Source organism: Pseudomonas sp. GCEP-101, assembly GCF_025133575.1.
Taxonomy (GTDB): Bacteria; Pseudomonadota; Gammaproteobacteria; order Pseudomonadales; family Pseudomonadaceae; genus Pseudomonas; species Pseudomonas nitroreducens_B.
Map to the genome: position 1 here is coordinate 3482806 of NZ_CP104011.1, position 17969 is coordinate 3500774.

Genomic DNA, 17969 nt, shown 5'->3' on the forward strand with positions numbered 1-17969 from the left:
AGGCCTTACGACGCGCGCGCGGCGCGGCTGGCGGCGGGTGAGCGGGCGAGATAATCCAGCGCTTCCTGGGTGTTGGCCTCGTGGTCGGGATGGTACCAGGGCTTGAAGTAGCGCAGGAAGCTGGTGGTCACCGAGCTGATCTTAGGCAGCACGCCGGTCTTCGAGCCGTCGCGCCAGATCGCGGCGAAGGAGCGCGGCCGGGTGAGGCTCGGGTCCTGCCTCGACAGGGTGCGGGTGCCGAAGGCGAACAGGTAGATGATCAGCGGCCAGACCACGAACATCCATAACTGCCGGCTGACGAAGGTACCGCCCAGGTGCACGTGCAGGTCGTGGGCCACGTTGCGGTGCTCCACCTCCTCGGCGCCGTGCCAGCGGAACAGGTCCAGCAGCACCGGGTCGGCCTTGGCGCGGTCCAGTGCGTCGGCCTCCAGGATCCATTTGCCCAGCACGCAGGTGAAGTGCTCCACCGCCGCGACGATGGCGCAGCGCTGGCCGATCCACCAGCGCCTGAGCCAGGCCGTGCGGTTGAACAAGGTCAGCCCCAGCGGGGTGTCGCTGAGCAATTGTTCGAACAGGTAATCCATCACCTTCAGGTAGCGCGTGGAGTCGATGCCGTGGTGGCTCAGGTAGCGCTCCAGCGCGCCGCTGTGGGCGCGGGCGTGCATCGCCTCCTGACGGATGAAGCCCTGCACGTCGTCGCGCAGCCGGTTGTCCGTCACGAAGGGCAAGGCCTTGTTGTAGAGCCGGCAGAACCACAGCTCGCCGGCCGGCAGCATCATGTGGATGACGTTCACCACGTGCGATGCCTCGGGCTCGCCGGGAATCCAGTGCAGCGGCGAATCGCTGTAGTCGAACTGCACCTTGCGTTGTACCAGCTTATGGTGGTGGTCGTTCATGGAGACCCCTAGGCAGTCAGATTGAGACGGGCGAACAGGCGCGACAGCCAGGGCATGAAGCGCCATTGCAGGGCGCCCAGGTGCACTTCGCTGCCGACCTTCACCACCGGCTGGTTGCGTTCCACGGCGCGGGCGATGCGCTCGCCGACGGTGTCCGGGCTGAGCCGGCGCCGACGGTAGAAGCGCTGCACTGTCGCGCGCTGCCTGGCCTGTTGTTCGTCGTCCAGGCCGGCGAAGCGCGTGGCCTGGACGATGCCGGTGTCGACGAAGCCCGGGCACGCCGCGCTGACGCCGATGCCGTTGCCGGCCAGTTCGGCGCGCAGGCATTCGCTGAGCATCAGCACCGCCGCCTTGCTGGTGGCGTAGGCCGGATAGTTGCGCGACGGCGCGAAGGCCACGCCGGAGGCGACGTTGACCAGGTGCCCCGGCTTGCCGCTCTCCACCATCTGCTTGCCGAACAGCCGGCAGCCGTCGATCACGCTCCACAGGTTGATGCGCAGCAGGCGCTCCCACTCCGCCGGGGTCGTCTGGAGCATCGGCCCGGCCATGCCGATGCCGGCATTGCTGACCACGACGTCCGGCACGCCGAGGCTGTTCTTCACCCACTGGGCGAAGCGCTCCATGGCCGCGCTGTCGCCCACGTCGACGCAATAGCTGTAGGCATTGGCGCCCACCGCGCGGGCCAGCTCGGCGCTGCGTTCGGCGGCGGCCGGGTCGATGTCCGCGGCCAGCACGCTGGCGCCGCGCTCGGCGAAGCTCAGCAGGGTCGAACGGCCGATGCCGCCCCCCGCGCCCGTCACCACCACCAGCTTGCCGGCGAAGGGGCCGGCGCCGGGTTTCAGCGCGGCACGTTGCAGTTCCGGGGTGGCTTCGCCGCCTTCGAGGTGGCTGACGAACTCGTCGATCCAGCGGCCCAATTGAGTCGGCTCGGCGAGCAGTTGCCAGTGCCCGGCGGTGACGTCGCGGCGCCACAGGCGCGGTGCCCACAAGGAGAGTTGCTGGAACAACTGCTGGCCGACGTAGCGGTCGCGGGTCGGCACGATCAGCTGCACCGGCACCTCGGTATGGCGCTTGCGCGGCGTGAAGATCGAGGGGATGAAGTTGGCCCGGTAGAGTTTCACCCCATGTTCGCCGTCGCTGGCCTGGTGCGGATTGCGTACCGGGTTGCGAATGCCTTCGACCTTGCGCAGATACTGCGGCCAGGCCTTCGCGGCGCCGAAGCGCCACGACAGCGACGGTAGCAGCGGCAGGTGGAAGTAGTAGATGTACCAGGAGTGCAGCAGCTGGCTGGCCACCTGCAGCAGCGCGCGCGGCGTCTTGCGGCGCAGGCGGTCGCGCATCCAGAAGCCGACATGGTCCAGGCACGGCCCGGAGACGCTCGTGTAGGAAGCGATGCGCGTGCGCAGCTGCGGATCGGTAACACTCTCCCAGGTCTGGATCGAGCCCCAGTCGTGGGCCACCAGGTGCACCGCGCGTTGCGGGCTGACGGCATCGAGCACCGCCCTGAGGTCCTGGCTGAGCAGCTCCAGGCGATAGTCGCGGGTCTTGCGTGGCTTGTCGGATTCACCGGCGCCGCGCACGTCATAGGCGACCAATTGGTAGCGCCCGGCCAACTGGCGGATCAGCGGCAGCCAGACCTCGTGGTTGTCCGGGTAGCCGTGGACGAACAGCAGCATCGGCAGATGCGGTTCGCCCCAGCGCCACACAGCCAGGCGTACGTTGCCGGACTGCACCTCCAGGCGTTCGGGCGTCGGCAGGGACTTTTCCAGCATGGCGTTCATGCCACCTCCCGCCGAGCCGGGGCGCTGATCAGGCCGCGGGCGATCCAGCGGCGCACGTGGGGCAGGTCGTCGTCCAGCCAGTAGGCGTCATCCTCGGTGACCACCAGCAGCTCCTCGAACTTGGCGCCGACACCGCGCAGGCCCAGGTGCGGTTCGACCGCCCAGAGGCCGGGCGTTGGCGCGTGCCGCGAGCGCTCGTTGCTCGACCACAGCGGCGACCAGCCCTCGCGGCGGCCCGTGATCCACGCGTTCTTCATCAGCGTGGCGATATTGCGCACCCCGAAGCGCGCCAGTGACGGGCCGCTGTTCCGCGCGCCAAGCTTTTCCACGCGGTGGGCCAGCACCTGGAAGGGGTAGGCCTTGTGCCGCGGCTGGGTGCCCTGGCGCTGGCAGAGGCGGTCCACCGCCTGGCTGACCTCGGCCAGCGGCAGGCGCTGGCGCACCTGCTCGACGATGAGGTTGCGGTGCGCCAGCAGGTCGTCCAGCAGGCGCTCCAGCAGCAGGTTGTGGCCCAGCGCGCCGGAATAGCCGACGTCCGCGGTGTAGGCGCCCAGGGTCGGCGCGCAGTCGAGGATGAAGGGCATGCCTTCTTCCAGGCGCTGCTTGCCGGGGTAGAAGGCCAGGTTGAAACCGCCCAGGTGGCGCAGGCCGTCGAAGCCCTTGAACGCCGTGCGCGGGCCGAACCAGGCGAAGGGCTGGTGGAACCAGTCGCGCACGCCGTGATCGAGCAGCCAGGTCTTCATCAGCGCGGCGGTCTCGCGCTCGCTGATGCCGGGGCGCAGTTCGCCGGCAATGGTTTCGCAGCAGCGGTAGGCCAGTTGCTGAGTCTCGCGGAAATGCAGCAGGTCTTCGGCAGCCAGATCGTCGGGAGTAGACCCCCACGCGCCTTGGGACATGACTTTCTCCAGGCTGGTTGTTGTTATCTTTACATCGGTTGATGTCACGATCGATGCTGACCCATCGGCGCGTGTTGCGCCATGCCGTGCGCACCGACGTCGGGTGTTACCGTCGTGGGGAACCGCTGGCGGCGCGGGTTGTGGCGAGGCGGCGGATTTTCGCCGGGTGCAGGTCCCGTCTTTGGTTGGGCCTTGCGGCCGCGCGAACGGTCACGAATGGATTAGCGCTTTGGATTGTGGCGCCACGCTGGCGCTGGCTATCATCCGCCCCATGAGCACACCCCTTAACCTCCTGCAGCGCCTGTTGCAGCGCCCCGACGATGCACCCTCGGCGCTGGAAGAGGAGCGCGAATACACGGTGGATGAACTGGCCCGCGAGGCCGGCAGCACCGTGCGCAACCTGCGCGCCTACCAGGACCGCGGCCTGCTGCCGCCGCCCGAGCGCCGTGGCCGCGCCGGGGTGTACTTCGCCAGCCACCTGCGCCGTCTGCGCCTGATCAACCGGCTGCTGGAGCGCGGCTACAACATCGCCAACATCAAGGAACTGCTGGAAAGCTGGGAGCACGGCCACGACCTGGACCATGTGCTCGGTCTCGACCAGGCCATCGTCGGCCCGTGGAACCTGGAGTCGCCTGGCAGCATCGAGTTCAGCGAACTGCAGGCGCTGTTCGGCGACGAACTCGATGACGCGGTGATCGACCAGGCGTTGGCGCAGGGCCTGTTGGCCTTCGATGGCGAACGCATCAGCATCCCCAGCCCGCGGCTGTTCAATGCCGGGGTCGAGCTGTACCGCGCCGGCATTCCCCTGGCGGCGCTGCTGGAGCATCTGGCGGTGCTGCGCACGGACACCGAACACCTGGCCGCCGGCATCGTGCGGCTGGTGGTGACCCATCTGGTGGACAAGCCCGGTGCTGACCTGCTACCCGGCGCGGCGGACCTGGAGCGCCTCGCCGAAGTCTTCCAGCGCCTGCGGCCGGTCGCCGAGCAGGTGGTGTTGGTGGAGCTGGCGCGCGGCCTGAAGCGCTCGGCCAACGAGATGCTTGGCGAGCGCGTCGGGGAAATCCTCCGCCGTCTGGAGACGCCGGAGTAAGGCTCAGCTCGCCGCCCGGGCCAGCTTGCCGCGCAACCAGCGCCGCGCGGGGTCGTCTTCGCTGGTGTCCGACCAGATCTGCACGAAGTCGAACGGCGCCAGTTGCAGCGGCGGCTCGAAACTGGCCAGGCCGTGGGCGTCGAGGTCCTCCGGGAGCATCCGTTCGGCAATCGTCAGCACCAGGTCGGTGCCGGCGAGCAGGCTGGGCGCGACGCTGAAGTGCGGCACGGTGGCGGCCACCTGACGACGCCGGCCGAGTTTTTCCAGGTGACTGTCGATCTCTTCGGCCGGGCTCTGCTGCAGGGCGACCCGCAGGTGGGGGGCGGCGAGGTAGTCTTCCAGGTCCAGGCGCTTCCTGCCGCCGAGGGTTTCGAGCGAGCACAGGCAGACGAAGCGCTCCTCGAACAACGGCTGCACCCGCAGGCCCTCGGGCAGCATCGGGAACACGCCGAGGGCGCCGTCCAGTTCGCCGCTGGCCACCTGCTCGGCCATCCCCACCCGCGAGGCCTGACGCACGTCCAGGCGAATGCCCGGCGCTTCGCGGCGCAGGGTCGGCAGCAGGGCGGGCAGTACCACCCACGCGCCGTAGTCGGACATGCCCAGGCGCAACTCCAGCTCGGCGCTGGCCGGGTCGAACTCATCGCCCAGCACCAGCCGGCGCACGCCGCCGAGAATCTCCCGCAGCGGCCCGGCCAGCTCGAAGGCGCGGCGGGTCAGCTGCATCTGGTTGCCGGCGCGCACCAGCAACGGGTCGTCGAGCAGGTCGCGCAGGCGGCCCAGCGCGTGGCTCACCGCCGGCTGGGTCATCGCCAGGCGCTGCGCGGCGCGGGAGACGTGGCGCTCCTCCAGCAGGGCGTCGAGGACCACCAGCAGGTTCAGATCGATGCGGCGCAGGTCATGAATCGAGTGCATTCCGGTTGTACCAATCATTCATTTCCATGCGCAGGATGGATAGCAGAAGCTGCACGGCATCGACAAGCCAGGGAGATCACTCGATGTCGAAACTGCTGCTGCTATTGCCCGCCATTGGGGTGGGCGCGCTGGTCGCCTTGCAGGCGGGCAGCAATTCGTTGCTCGGCCGCCAGCTGGGCCATCCGCTGAGCGCCAGCCTGACGTCCCTGGGCGTGAGCCTGGTGGCGGTGATCGTCGCCTTGCTGGCCTTTCGTGTGCCGCTGCCGCCGGCAGCGGGCATCGCCACCACGCCCTGGTGGGGCTGGCTGGGCGGGCTGTTTGGCGCGGCGTACCTGACGGTCGCGGTGATGCTGGCGCCGCAGTTGGGCGCGGCGACCTTCCTGGCCTGCGTGGTGGCGGGGCAGATGCTGATGTCGGCGCTGTGCGATCAGTTCGGCTGGGCCGGCTTCCCGGTGCGGCGGCTTTCGCCGGAGGGGCTGCTGGCGGTTGGGTTGATCATTGCCGGCGTGGTGCTGTTGCAGTGGCGGGGGAGGGTAGCGTGAGGATGATCTGGCTGATGACGGTGGGCGGTTCGCGAGCAAGCTCGCTCCTACGAAGAGCGCGTATACCGCGCCTGTAGGAGCGAGCTTGCTCGCGAACCGCCGCCGCAGCCAAAGCTCGGCTGGGCGACTTACCTCAGACTCAAATGCCGACTCAACAACGCCCGCAATGCCGCCGGCTTCACCGGCTTGGGCAGGAAGTCCAACCCTGCCGCGTGGATCTGCGCCACCAGCTCCGGGCGGGCGTCGGCACTGATCACCACGCCCGGCACCGGCTCGCCCAGGCGGGTGCGCAGCCAGGCCATCAGGTCGGTGCCCAGTTCGCCGTCGTCCAGGTGGTAGTCGATCAGCGCCAGTTGCGGGCGCGCGTCCTCGTCGAGCAGCGCCTGGCATTCCGCGCGGCTGCGCGCGGTGAGCACGCGGCAGCCCCAGCGGCTGAGCAGGCTGTTCATGCCGGTGAGGATGCTGTCTTCGTTGTCCACGCAGAGCACCTGCGCGCCGTTGAGTTGTTGCGGGGTTTCCACCTTGTGCCCGTTCAAGGGGGCCGGTGCCGGCTGGCGGGCCAGCGGCACGCTGACGCTGAACACGCTGCCCTTGCCCGGCCAGGAGCGTACTTCCAGGCGATGCCCCAGCACCTTGCACAGCCGATCGGCGATGGCCAGGCCCAGGCCCAGGCCTTTTTCGGCGCGGGTCTGGTGGCTGTCCAGGCGTTTGAACTCCTCGAAGATCACCTGCAGCTTGTCCGGCGGGATGCCCGGGCCGTGGTCCCAGACTTCCAGGCGCAGGTGCCCGGCCTCGCGGCGTACGCCCAGCAGCACGTGGCCCTTGGCGTAGCGGAAGGCGTTGGTGAGGAAGTTCTGCAACACCCGGCGCAGCAGCTTGATGTCGCTCTCCACGCGCAGCTTGCTGCCGCGCACGTGGAAGTCGATGCCGTGCTCCTGGGCCAGCACGCGGAATTCCACGCCCAGGGTGTCGTACAGGTTGCTCAGCGGGAAGGCCGCGACCTCCGCGCTGACTCGGCCCCCTTCCAGACGCGAGATGTCCAGCAGGTCGGTGATCAGGTCTTCGGCTGAACGCAGCGAGGAGTCCAGGTGACGCACCAGTTCGGTGGCTTCCTCGGGCAGTTGTTCCTGGTGGGCGAGGGCGGCGGAGAACAGCCGCGCGGCGTTCAGCGGTTGCATCAGGTCATGGCTGACCGCGGCGAGGAAGCGCGACTTGGACTGGTTCGCCGCCTCGGCCGTGCCCTTGGCTTCGATGAGCGCGTGGTTGAGCTGGGACAGCTCGAAGGTGCGCTCTTGCACGCGCTGCTCCAGGCTCTCGTTGGCGTTCTTCAGGCCCTGCTCGGCGTCGCGGTAGTTGGTGATGTCGGTGAAGCTCATGACGAAACCACCGCCGGGCATCGGGTTGCCGATCAGTTCGATCACCCGGCCGTTGGGGAACAGCCGCTCGGAGGTATGCGGCGTGCCCTGGCGCATCCAGTACAGGCGCTTGGCGACGTGCAGGTCCGGGTCGCCGGGGCCGCACAGGCCGCGCTCGGCGTTGTAGCGGATGATGTCGGCGATGGGCCGGCCGACGTAGATCAGCCCGTCCGGGTACTCGAACAGCTCGATGTAGCGATGGTTCCAGGCCACCAGGCGCAGCGACTGGTCCACCACGCTGATGCCCTGGGTGATGTTCTCGATGGCGCCCTGCAGCAGCGCGCGGTTGAACTGCAGCACTTCGGAGGCTTCGTCGGCGATCTTCACCACGTCCTCCACCTGCATCTCGCGGCCTTCGATGGCGGCCTTCACCACGGCGCGCGCGGAGGACGCGCCGAGCACGCCGGCGAGCAGGCGCTCGGTGTGGGCGATCCACTCGTCGTTGGCGTTCTGGCTGGGGGTGAAGCCCTTGCCCTGGCGGTAGGCGAAGCGGATGAAGCTCTGCCGCGCGCGCTCCTCGCCGACGAAGCGGGCGGCGAGCATCAGCAGGTCTTCCAGTTGCACGGCGAGCATCGAGCGCGAGCTGAGCTTCTGGGAGATTTCCTGGCCGATGAAGCGGCTCGCCTGCCAGTGCTCGGAGACGCGGGTGCGGGAGAACACCGAGACCAGACCGAACAACGCGAAGTTGCCGATCAGCGACAGCAGCACGCCGAGCGTCAGCGGTTCGATGGACAGGCCGAACGGGCGACCGGCGAGCCAGGCGAGGCCGGGGAAGGTGTGCAGCGGCCAGCTCAGGCCCTTGGCGACCACCGGGAGTACCAGGGTGTAGGCCCACAGCAGAGAGCCGGCGGCGAGGCCGGCGAACACGCCGCGGCGGTTGGCCTGCTTCCAGTACAGCGCGCCGATCATCGCCGGGCCCAGCTGGGCAATGGCGGCGAAGGCGATCTGGCCGATGGTGGCGAGGCTCGCGGTGGAACCGAGCAGGCGGTAGCTGACATAGGCCAGCAGCAGGATCAGCGCGATGCTCACCCGGCGCACGGTCAGCAGCCAATGGCGGAACACCTCGAAGGGCTGCTCGGCTTCGCCTTTGCGGCGCAGCAGCCAGGGCAGCAGCATGTCGTTGGAGACCATGGTGGAGAGCGCCACGCTGGCGACGATCACCATGCCGGTGGCCGCCGACGCGCCGCCGATGAAGGCCAGCAGGGCCAGCGCCGGGTGCGCCTCGGCCAGCGGCAGGCTGATGACGAAGGAGTCGGGCATCACGCCGGCGGGCAGGTGCATCTGCCCGGCGAGGGCGATGGGCACGACGAACAGCGCGGCCAGCACCAGGTAGATCGGGAACACCCAGCGCGCCAGGTTCAAGTCGCGCGGCTCGATGTTCTCCACCACCAGCACATGGAACTGCCGCGGCAGGCACATGATGGCGGTCATCGCCACGCCGGTCTGCAGCAGCATCGCCGGCCAGTGCACGGTCTCCTTCCAGTACTCGTTGAGCTGCGGCGCGACGCGGGCCTTGTCCACCAGGTCGCCGAAGCCGTCATAGAGCCCGTAGGTGACGAAGATCCCCACGGCGAGGAAGGCGGTGAGCTTGACCAGCGACTCGAAGGCGATGGCCAGCACCATGCCGCGGTGGTGTTCGGTGACGTCCAGGTTGCGGGTGCCGAAGACGATGGTGAACAGCGCGAGGATCAGCGACACGATCAGCGCCGTGTCCTGGGCGCGGATGCCGGTGGAGTCGGGGCCGGCGCCGATCAGCAGGTTCACGCCGAGGACGATGCCCTTGAGCTGCAGGGCAATGTAGGGCAGCACGCAGACCACGCAGATCAGCGCTACCACCACCGCCAGCGCCTGGGACTTGCCGTAGCGTGCCGCGATGAAGTCGGCGATGGAGGTGATGTTCTCCTGCTTGCTGATCATGATCATCTTCTGCAGCACCCAGGGTGCGAAGAGCATCAGCAGCACGGGGCCGACGTAGATCGGCAGGAACGACCAGAGCTGGTCGGCGGCCTGGCCGACGGCGCCGAAGAAGGTCCAGCTGGTGCAGTACACCGCCAGCGACAGGCTGTAGACCCAGGCGCGGACACGCGGCGAAAGAGGGGCGCGACGGCGGTCGCCATAGAACGCGATGGCGAACAGGACCGCCATGTAGAGCAGGGCGACCGTTGCGATCAGCCCACTGGACAACGACATGCTGACTCCGGAAATGACTGGCTCCCCCGCAGGAGCGCTCGCAGCAGTTTCGCACCAAAGTCCGGAACTGTCAGACGCCTGCTACCAATGTCTCAGTGGCGCTGTGCCCTGTCTCACACTTGAGAGCCGGGCGCCGTACTGGTAGCGTGCCGGCCTTCTCGCGGTCCGTCCGTCGCACCTGAACTGGTGCGCGGCACTTCGCCGGGCCGCTACGCTCTGATGTGAGCGATGATTTCGCGTCGTGTGTCGAGGAGGGCGCCATGTTCAGACCGTTACCCATCACCTTGCAGCGCGGGGCCCTGCGCCTGGAGCCCATGGTGGAGGCCGACGTGCCGGAACTGGTGAGCCTGGCGGAAGCGAACCGCGACGTGCTGCAGTTCATGAGCGCGCCGGGGCGCCCGGACTGGTACCGCCAGGGTCTGGCCGAACAGCGCGAGGGCCGCGCCCTGCCGCTGGTGGTGCGCCTGGGCAACCAGATAGTCGGCACCACGCGCTTCATGGACTTCCTCCCGGCGCTGCCGGCGTGCGAGATCGGCGCCACCTGGCTGGACCAGGCCCAGCACGGCAGCGGCCTCAACGCCACGATGAAATACCTGATGCTGCGCCACGCCTTCGACAGCTGGAAGATGGTGCGCGTGCAGCTCAAGACCGCCGCCAGCAACCTGCGCTCGCAGCGCGCCATCGAGAAGCTCGGCGCAGTGCGCGAGGGGATCCTGCGCAACCACCGGCGCCTGGCCGGCGGGCGGCTCGACGACACCATCCTCTACAGCATCACCGACCAGGAATGGCCGCAGGTGAAGGCCGCGCTGGAGGCGGGCTTCAACGGCTGAGTGGTACTCTGTGCTGTGCTTGCAACCCCCCTCACCCCAGCCCTCTCCCAGAGGGAGAGGGAGCTATCCGCGCCGCCTGGTGCGATAGTTTCATCCTGCGCCGAACGGTCCCCTCTCCCTTTGGGAGAGGGCTGGGGTGAGGGCCAGCACAGGCACGGAGGTGCCCGCGATGGCGCGGCGTTCAGATAATTCCAGGGCGGTGTAATCCATGGCAGAACACCACGCGAGCGGCGAACGCACCCGCTTCTGGCGCGCCCAGGAGCTGGGCGGCGTCGAGCTGCTGCACGCGCGCTACATCGAGCAGGTGTTCTCGCCCCACGTCCATGAGGGCTTCGCCTTCGTCATGATCGAGCAGGGTGCACAGCGCTTCCACCATCGCGGCGCCGAGCACGTCGCGCCGGCCGGCAGCGTGGTGCTGATCAACCCCGACGAGGTCCACACCGGCTCCAAGGCCGACGAGGCCGGCTGGCGTTACCGCGGCTTCTACCCGGAGCTGGCGCAGGTCTCCGGCGTGCTGGAGGAACTGGAGCTGGGCGGTGGTGGCACGCCGTCGTTCGACGCCAGCGTGGTGTTCGATCCGGAACTGGTCCAGGCGCTGTTCGCGGCGCACCGCCTGGTGGATTCCGATGCCAGCGTGCTGCAGCGCCAGACCTGCTGGCGCGAGGCGCTCCTGCTGCTGTTCCAGCGCCACGCGCGGATACCCGAGGCGCCGCCGGCCGGCCACGAACCGGTGGCCGTGGCGCGCGCCCGCGAGCTGCTCGGCTCGCGGCTGATGGAGCCGCCCTCGCTGGAGGAACTGGCCGCCGCCGTCGGCCTGTCGCCGTTCCACTTCGCCCGCGTATTCCGCAAGGCCACCGGCCTGCCGCCCCACGCCTGGCTCAAGCAGCGCCGGCTGGAGCAGGCGAGGGCGCTGCTCAAGGAGGGTTGCATGCCGCTGACCGTGGCGATGCAGTTGGGCTTCGCCGACCAGAGCCACCTCAGCCGGCAGTTCAAGCAGGCCTATGGCGTCGGCCCCGGCGAATACCGCCAGGCGTGCGCCCGCTCGTTCCGTTCGGTCTGATTGTCCGCCGTCCACCTTCTGCCCCAACGCTGGCTGGCCTCGTGCGGCGGCCGAAGAGGCGTCTTCAAAAACCGAAAAGATAATCTGAGTCAACCGGAATATTTTTTCATTTGCGATACATTTGCATTTACAAAATTTACAATCAGTTCTAATTTCCTCCCCCTTCACGAAGTACCCGGGGAGGGGGAAGCATGTCGCAAGTCCGTTCGTGGTCGCGCCTGGCGATCGCCATCACCCTGGCCGCGCCGCTGCTGCCGGCGCAGGCCGAGGAAGACACCAAGGAGCTGGAGACCGTCACCGTGGTCGGTGACTGGCTCGGCGAGGCCGACCAGCAGGTGGTGCAGAACCACCCCGGCGCCCGCACCGTGGTGCGCCGCGAGCAGATGATCGAAGAGGGCGCGCAGAACGTGCGCGACGTGCTGCGCGGCATTCCCGGCGTCCAGGTGCAGGACAACAACGGTACCGGCGGCAGCGATGTGTCCCTCAACGTCGGCGTGCGCGGCCTCACCTCGCGCCTGTCGCCGCGCTCCACCGTGCTCATCGATGGCGTACCGGCTGCCGTCGCGCCCTATGGCCAGCCGCAGCTGTCGATGTTCCCGCTGTCGGTGGGCAACCTCGACAGCGTCGACGTCGTGCGTGGCGCCGGCTCCGTGCGCTATGGTCCGCAGAACGTCGGCGGGGTGATCAACTTCGTCACCCGCGCGATTCCCAAGGAGTTCTCCGGCGATGTCGGCAGCACCGTGGAAACCGCCTCCCACGGCGGCTGGAAGAAGCTCTACAACGCCTTCCTCGGCGGCACGGCCGACAACGGCATGGGCGCCGCACTGCTGTATTCGGGCGTGAAGGGCGCGGGCTACCGCGACAGCAACGACGCCACCGACATCGACGACGTGATGTTCAAGACCCACTGGGCGCCCACCGACGTCGACGAGTTCTCCGCCAACTTCCACTACTACGACGGCAGCGCCGACATGCCCGGCGGCCTGAACCAGGCGCAGTTCGACAAGGACCCGTACCAGTCGGTGCGCGACTACGATAACTTCACCGGCCGCCGCAAGGACGTGTCGCTCAAGTACAAGCGGCAGATCGACGACCTCACCCAGGTCGAAGTGCTGACCTACTACAGCGACAGCTTCCGCGGCAGCACCATCGCCAACCGCGACCTCAAGACGCTGGCATCCTACCCGCGCGACTACCACACCTTCGGCATCGAGCCGCGCGTCTCGAAGATCTTCATGGTCGGCCCGACCACCCAGGAAGCCAGCATCGGCTACCGCTACCTGAAGGAAGCGATGCACGAGCGCGCCAGCCAGGTCGCGCTGATCAACAACATCCCGACCACGCTGCCGACCCCCGGCGGCGACGGCCACACCTACCAGGACCGCACCGGCGGCACCGAGGCGAACTCCGTCTACCTCGACGACAAGATCGATGTGGGCAACTGGACCGTCACCCCGGGCATCCGCTTCGAGCGCATCTCCACCGACTGGCACGAGCGCCCCGTCATCGACAACAAGGGCAAGCCGGTCCAGGAGAAGAACCGCAGCAAGGACTACAACGAGCCGCTGCCGGCGCTGGCGGTGATGTACCACCTGTCCAACGAATGGAAGCTGTTCGCCAACTACGAGACGTCCTTCGGCAGCCTGCAGTACTTCCAGCTCGGCCAGGGCGGCAGCGGCAACAATACCGCCAGCGGCCTGCAGCCGGAGAAGGCGAAGACCTACGAAGTGGGCACGCGCTACGACAACGGCAGCTGGGGCGGCGAAGTCACGCTGTTCTACATCGACTTCGACGACGAGCTGCAGTACATCAGCAACGACGTGGGCTGGACCAACCTGGGCGCCACCAAGCACCAGGGCATCGAGACCTCGGCGCACTACGACATGGCCGCGCTCGACCCGGTCCTCGCCGGCCTGACCGCCTACGGCACCCTGACCTACACCCGCGCGACTTACGAAGGCGACATTCCCGGCTTCAAGGGCCGCGACCTGCCGCTCTACTCGCGCCAGGTGGCCACCATCGGCCTGCGCTACGAGCATGACCGCTGGACCTACAACTTCGACGGCTTCGCCCAGTCGAAGCAGCGCGCGCCCGGCCCGACCACCAACGCCAACGGCAGCTTCACCGGCAACTACATCACCGAGCCGAGCGCCGATGGCCAGTACGGCGACATCCCCGGCTACGTGCTGTGGAACGCCCGCGTGGGCTACGACTTCGGTCCGCAGGCGTCGAACCTGAAGGTCGCCGCCGGGGTGAAGAACCTCTTCGACCAGATGAACTACACCCGTTCGAGCGACAACAACGCCGGCATCTACCTCGGCGAGCCGCGCACCTTCTATGTGCAGGGCAGCGTCGGCTTCTGATCGGTGCCGACACCTGGAAAAGCCCGTCCTGCGTGACGGGCTTTTTCTTGGCCCGCGCTTTGCGAATTTGTCGCCAGCGCAATGGATTTGTGCGGAAAATGTGGCTTTTCTTCACGCTGTTGCCGTCATATCCGTGCTGTCATTCCGGCCCGAGGCCGCTACGCAGGTAAACAAGGACGATGTCTCAACATTCGCAATTCGCCCTGCTGGGCACCAAGCGATTCCTGCCCTTCTTCATCACCCAGCTGCTGGGTGCGTTCAACGACAACATCTTCAAGCAGTCGCTGATCCTGGCGATCCTCTACCACCTCACCGTCGGCGGTGACCGCAACCTGCTGGTCAACCTCTGCGCGCTGCTGTTCATCCTGCCGTTCTTCCTGTTCTCCGCCCTGGGCGGACAGTTCGGCGAGAAGTTCAACAAGGACGCGCTGATGCGCGGGCTGAAGCTGGCCGAGATCGTCATCATGCTGGTGGGCGCCGCGGGCTTCCTGTTCGGCAGCCTGCCGCTGCTGTTCCTCGCCTTGTTCGCCATGGGCACCCACTCCGCGCTGTTCGGCCCGGTGAAGTACTCCATCCTGCCGCAGCACCTGCGCGAGGACGAGCTGGTGGGCGGCAACGCCCTGGTGGAGATGGGCACGTTCCTCGCCATCCTCTGCGGCACCATCGGCGCCGGTGTGCTGATGTCGCGGCAGGACTACGCCGCTGGCGTCGGCATCGCCGTGGTGCTGGTGGCGACCTGCGGCTTCCTCGCCAGCCGCGAGATTCCCCGCGCGGCCGCCGCGCTGCCGGAGCTGAAGATCGACTGGAACATCTTCCGCCAGTCCTGGAGCATCCTCCTGCTCGGCCTGCGCCAGCGCCCGGCGGTGTCGCGCTCGCTGGTGGGCAACTCGTGGTTCTGGTTCCTCGGCGCGGTCTACCTGACGCAGATTCCGACCTACGCCAAGGAGCTGCTGCACGGCGACGAGAGTGTGGTGACGCTGATCCTCACCGTCTTCTCGGTGGGCATCGCGCTGGGTTCGATGCTGTGCGAGAAGCTCTCCGGCAAGAAGGTGGAGATCGGCCTCGTGCCCTTCGGCTCCATTGGCCTGAGCCTGTTCGGCATCCTGCTGTGGTGGCATTCGGGCGGCTTCCCGCAGGGCGAGCAGCCGTACAACTGGCTCGCGGTGCTGGAGCATTCGCAGTCCTGGGCGGTACTGGCGGACATCCTCGGCATCGGCATCTTCGGCGGCTTCTACATTGTCCCGCTGTACGCGCTGATCCAGGCGCGCACCGAGGAGGACAAGCGCGCGCGGGTGATCGCCGCCAACAACATCCTCAACGCGCTGTTCATGGTGGTCGCGGCGATCGTCTCGATCCTGCTGCTGTCGGTGGCGAAGCTGACGATCCCCGAACTGTTCTTGGTGCTCTCGCTGATGAACGTCGCGGTGAACGTGTACATCTTCAAGATCGTGCCCGAGTTCACCATGCGCTTCCTGGTCTGGCTGCTGACCCATTCGATGTACCGGGTGGATCACCGCAACCTCGACGCCATCCCCGATGAAGGGGCGGCGGTGCTGGTGTGCAATCACGTGTCCTTCGTCGATGCGCTGCTGATCGCCGGCTCCGTGCGTCGTCCGGTGCGCTTCGTCATGTACTACAAGATCTTCCGCATCCCGGTGCTCAACTTCATCTTCCGTACCGCCGGCGCGGTGCCCATCGCCGGGCGCAACGAGGATGCCGAAACCTACGAGAAGGCCTTCGCCAAGGTCGCCGAGTACCTGCGCGACGGTGAGCTGGTGTGCATCTTCCCCGAGGGCATGCTGACCCTGGACGGCGAGATGAACGAGTTCCGCGGTGGGGTGGAGCGCATCCTCGAGGAAACCCCGGTACCGGTGATCCCGATGGCGCTGCAGGGCCTGTGGGGCAGCTTCTTCAGCCGCGACCCGCAGAAGGGCTTCTTCCGCCGCCTGTGGTCGCGGGTCAGCCTGGTGGCCGGCGAGCCGGTGGCGCCGCAGGAGGCCCGGCGCCAGGTGCTGCAGGAACAGGTGGCGGCGCTGCGCGGGGCGGCTCGCTGAGTTTTCCCGCGGCAAAGAAAAAGCCCCGGCAGTGCCGGGGCTTTTTCATGGGCGTGTCGCGGTTCAGATGACCTGAACTTCGTCAGCCTGCAGGCCCTTCTGGCCTTCAACCACGATGAAGGAGACCTTCTGGCCTTCCTGCAGCGATTTGAAGCCGGTGCCCTGGATGGAGCGGAAGTGCACGAAGACATCGTTGCCGCTTTCCGGAGTGATGAAGCCGAAGCCCTTGGCGTCGTTGAACCACTTGACGGTGCCGGTCTGACGATTCGACATGGAATTACACCTTGAACAATTGAATATTGTTGTGCGGAAAAAAAAGGTCCGCGCTCGTCCTGAGTTGCAAGGTGCAGTCGAAGCCGGGTGGCGGGGAATGGCCCCGCCAGGTCACGAGCCACAGTGACCCTAGCAAACACAGTGGCCCGCAGCATACCGACAAATTTTCGGGAAAGCGACAGCCCGCCGGTATCGAGAACCGATACAGCGTCAGTGGCTCAATTTCAGGCCGACCAGTCCGCACAGGATCAGCGCGACGCTGAGCAGGCGTACCGGCGCCATGGACTCGCCGAACAGCACGATGCCGACGATGACGGTGCCCACTGCGCCGACGCCGGTCCAGATGGCGTAGGCGGTGCCCAGCGGCAGGTTGCGCATGGCCAGGCCCAGCAGGCCCATGCTGGTGATGATTGCCAGCACGGTCAGAGCGGTCGGTATCGGGCGGGTGAAACCTTCGGTGTATTTCAAGCCGACGGCCCAGGCGACTTCGAACAGGCCGGCGATGAACAGGATGATCCAGGACATGACGCTCTCCAGACGGTGGATGGATACGAAGGGCCGTCCCCGCTGGAGCACCGGAAGGTGGTGAGGTCGTCCTCACGATGTGCATTATTTTGCACAAAATCAGGGCGCCGGGCAACCCGGCGCCGGATTCCTGCCCTATTGCGGGGCGTGTTTCTGCGGCGATGGCTCGTCGGTCATGCGCCGGAACCAGGTCGACAGCGTGGCGCCGGAGATGTTGTGCCAGACGCTGAACAGCGCGCTGGGCACCGCTGCCAGCGGCGAGAAGTGCGCGCTGGCCAGGGCCGCGCCGAGCCCGGAGTTCTGCATGCCGACTTCCAGCGCCAGCGACTTGCGCTGCGCCAGCGGCAAGCCGAAGACCTTGGCGGTGAAGTAGCCGAGGAGGAAGCCAAAGCCGTTGTGCAGCATCACCACGGCCATGATCAGCAAGCCGGATTCGGCGATCTTCGCCTGGCTGGCGGCGACCACGGCGGCGACGATGATGACGATGGACATCACCGAGATCAGCGGCAGCACGTCCACCACGTGGCGTACCCGTGCGCCGAGCAGGCGCTGGGCGACGAGGCCGAGCACGATGGGCACCACCACGACCTGCAGGATCGACCAGAACAGCGCGCCGAACGACACCGGCAGCCAGGCCGAGGCCAGCAGCCAGATCAGCGCCGGGGTGAGCAGCGGGGCGAGGAGGGTGGTGACGCCGGCAATGGCCACCGACAGCGCCAGGTCACCGCGCGACAGCCAGGTCATCACGTTGGAGGCGGTGCCGCTGGGGCAGCAGCCGACCAGGATCACGCCCACGGCGATTTCCGGCGGCAGGTGCATCAGCTGGCAGAGCAGCCAGGCCATGCCGGGCATGATGACGAAGTGGGCGATCACGCCGAGCGTGACGCGCCATGGGTGCCGGGCGACTTCGGCGAAGTCCTCGACCTTGAGCGTGAGGCCCATGCCGAACATCACCACGCCGAGCAGGGGCACGATGGCGACGGTGAGCGGCGTGAACAGGGCGGGAACGAAGAATGCCAGGATGGCGAAGAGCAGCACCCAGAGGGCGAAGGTGTTGCCCATGAAGCGGCTGAGCAGGATGAGAGCACGCATGGGTCGTCCTTCTTTTCAGGTGGGCCTGTTTGGGGTGTCAGGCGCCGCGC

13 protein-coding genes and 1 pseudogene are annotated in these 17969 nt (G+C 67.4%); 6 read left to right on the forward strand and 8 right to left on the reverse strand.

Translation table 11 applies throughout. The features are described 5' to 3' along the window. Positions 1-5 precede the first annotated feature (5 nt). From N0B71_RS16045 to N0B71_RS16055, 3 genes are read right to left on the reverse strand one after another with little or no spacing between them, the layout of a single operon-like run. Positions 6-896, reverse strand: coding sequence for a metal-dependent hydrolase (locus tag N0B71_RS16045; protein ID WP_259753537.1), 891 nt, complete (start codon positions 894-896; stop codon positions 6-8). Positions 897-904: 8 nt separating this feature from the next. After that, positions 905-2677 (reverse strand): SDR family oxidoreductase, encoded by a 1773-nt coding sequence (locus N0B71_RS16050; RefSeq protein WP_259753539.1) that lies wholly within the window; start codon positions 2675-2677, stop codon positions 905-907. Beyond that, on the reverse strand, positions 2674-3573 hold the full coding sequence (locus N0B71_RS16055; RefSeq protein WP_259753541.1) for a M24 family metallopeptidase: 900 nt from the start codon (positions 3571-3573) through the stop codon (positions 2674-2676). Before N0B71_RS16055 ends, N0B71_RS16050 begins: the two co-directional genes overlap by 4 nt. A gap of 391 nt (positions 3574-3964) precedes the next feature. Between N0B71_RS16055 and N0B71_RS16060 the strand changes: the two genes are divergently transcribed. Next, positions 3965-4663, forward strand: a complete 699-nt coding sequence (locus N0B71_RS16060; protein ID WP_259759585.1) for a MerR family transcriptional regulator — start codon at positions 3965-3967, stop codon at positions 4661-4663. A gap of 3 nt (positions 4664-4666) precedes the next feature. Here N0B71_RS16060 and N0B71_RS16065 read toward each other — a convergent pair whose 3' ends face one another. Beyond that, positions 4667-5575: a LysR family transcriptional regulator gene (locus tag N0B71_RS16065; protein ID WP_259753543.1), complete on the reverse strand. Its 909-nt coding sequence runs from the start codon at positions 5573-5575 to the stop codon at positions 4667-4669. 83 nt (positions 5576-5658) lie between these two features. Here N0B71_RS16065 and N0B71_RS16070 point away from each other — a divergent pair, with 83 nt between their 5' ends. Next, on the forward strand, positions 5659-6117 hold the full coding sequence (locus N0B71_RS16070) for a DMT family transporter (RefSeq protein WP_259753545.1): 459 nt from the start codon (positions 5659-5661) through the stop codon (positions 6115-6117). Positions 6118-6245: 128 nt separating this feature from the next. Here the strand turns inward: N0B71_RS16070 and N0B71_RS16075 are convergent, their stop codons facing one another. Further along, positions 6246-9722, reverse strand: coding sequence for a PAS domain-containing hybrid sensor histidine kinase/response regulator (locus N0B71_RS16075; protein WP_259753546.1), 3477 nt, complete (start codon positions 9720-9722; stop codon positions 6246-6248). 243 nt (positions 9723-9965) lie between these two features. Here N0B71_RS16075 and N0B71_RS16080 point away from each other — a divergent pair. The 4 genes and pseudogenes from N0B71_RS16080 to N0B71_RS16095 all read left to right on the forward strand — a co-directional run bounded on the left by N0B71_RS16080 (position 9966) and on the right by N0B71_RS16095 (position 16029). Then, positions 9966-10552, forward strand: a pseudogene (locus N0B71_RS16080) (GNAT family N-acetyltransferase). A gap of 208 nt (positions 10553-10760) precedes the next feature. After that, a complete protein-coding gene (locus tag N0B71_RS16085; protein ID WP_259753550.1) occupies positions 10761-11612 on the forward strand; it encodes an AraC family transcriptional regulator in 852 nt (283 codons plus the stop codon). 191 nt (positions 11613-11803) lie between these two features. Then, a complete protein-coding gene (locus tag N0B71_RS16090; protein ID WP_259753551.1) occupies positions 11804-13975 on the forward strand; it encodes a TonB-dependent receptor family protein in 2172 nt (723 codons plus the stop codon). Positions 13976-14154: 179 nt separating this feature from the next. After that, the gene (locus N0B71_RS16095) at positions 14155-16029 is read left to right on the forward strand and encodes an MFS transporter (protein ID WP_259753552.1); all 1875 of its coding nucleotides are present in this window, start codon (positions 14155-14157) and stop codon (positions 16027-16029) included. Positions 16030-16092: 63 nt separating this feature from the next. Here the strand turns inward: N0B71_RS16095 and N0B71_RS16100 are convergent, their stop codons facing one another. The 3 genes from N0B71_RS16100 to N0B71_RS16110 form a co-directional block, all read right to left on the reverse strand. Next, positions 16093-16302 carry a cold-shock protein gene (locus N0B71_RS16100; protein WP_024763416.1) on the reverse strand — a complete coding sequence of 70 codons (210 nt, stop codon included), beginning with the start codon at positions 16300-16302 and terminating at the stop codon, positions 16093-16095. 210 nt (positions 16303-16512) lie between these two features. Next, on the reverse strand, positions 16513-16827 hold the full coding sequence (gene sugE / locus N0B71_RS16105) for a quaternary ammonium compound efflux SMR transporter SugE (protein WP_259753554.1): 315 nt from the start codon (positions 16825-16827) through the stop codon (positions 16513-16515). Between the two features lie 135 nt (positions 16828-16962). Then, positions 16963-17919: a bile acid:sodium symporter family protein gene (locus N0B71_RS16110; protein ID WP_259753556.1), complete on the reverse strand. Its 957-nt coding sequence runs from the start codon at positions 17917-17919 to the stop codon at positions 16963-16965. Positions 17920-17969: the final 50 nt, after the last annotated feature.

What these genes read in the sequence shown, in the direction of transcription:
- N0B71_RS16045 (WP_259753537.1), bottom strand. Translation starts at nt 896, where the DNA reads ATGAACGACCACCACCATAAGCTGGTACAACGCAAGGTGCAGTTCGAC.
- N0B71_RS16050 (WP_259753539.1), bottom strand. Translation starts at nt 2,677, where the DNA reads ATGAACGCCATGCTGGAAAAGTCCCTGCCGACGCCCGAACGCCTGGAG.
- N0B71_RS16055 (WP_259753541.1), bottom strand. Translation starts at nt 3,573, where the DNA reads ATGTCCCAAGGCGCGTGGGGGTCTACTCCCGACGATCTGGCTGCCGAA.
- N0B71_RS16065 (WP_259753543.1), bottom strand. Translation starts at nt 5,575, where the DNA reads ATGCACTCGATTCATGACCTGCGCCGCATCGATCTGAACCTGCTGGTG.
- N0B71_RS16070 (WP_259753545.1), top strand. Translation starts at nt 5,659, where the DNA reads ATGTCGAAACTGCTGCTGCTATTGCCCGCCATTGGGGTGGGCGCGCTG.
- N0B71_RS16075 (WP_259753546.1), bottom strand. Translation starts at nt 9,722, where the DNA reads ATGTCGTTGTCCAGTGGGCTGATCGCAACGGTCGCCCTGCTCTACATG.
- N0B71_RS16085 (WP_259753550.1), top strand. Translation starts at nt 10,761, where the DNA reads ATGGCAGAACACCACGCGAGCGGCGAACGCACCCGCTTCTGGCGCGCC.
- N0B71_RS16090 (WP_259753551.1), top strand. Translation starts at nt 11,804, where the DNA reads ATGTCGCAAGTCCGTTCGTGGTCGCGCCTGGCGATCGCCATCACCCTG.
- N0B71_RS16095 (WP_259753552.1), top strand. Translation starts at nt 14,155, where the DNA reads ATGTCTCAACATTCGCAATTCGCCCTGCTGGGCACCAAGCGATTCCTG.
- N0B71_RS16100 (WP_024763416.1), bottom strand. Translation starts at nt 16,302, where the DNA reads ATGTCGAATCGTCAGACCGGCACCGTCAAGTGGTTCAACGACGCCAAG.
- sugE (WP_259753554.1), bottom strand. Translation starts at nt 16,827, where the DNA reads ATGTCCTGGATCATCCTGTTCATCGCCGGCCTGTTCGAAGTCGCCTGG.
- N0B71_RS16110 (WP_259753556.1), bottom strand. Translation starts at nt 17,919, where the DNA reads ATGCGTGCTCTCATCCTGCTCAGCCGCTTCATGGGCAACACCTTCGCC.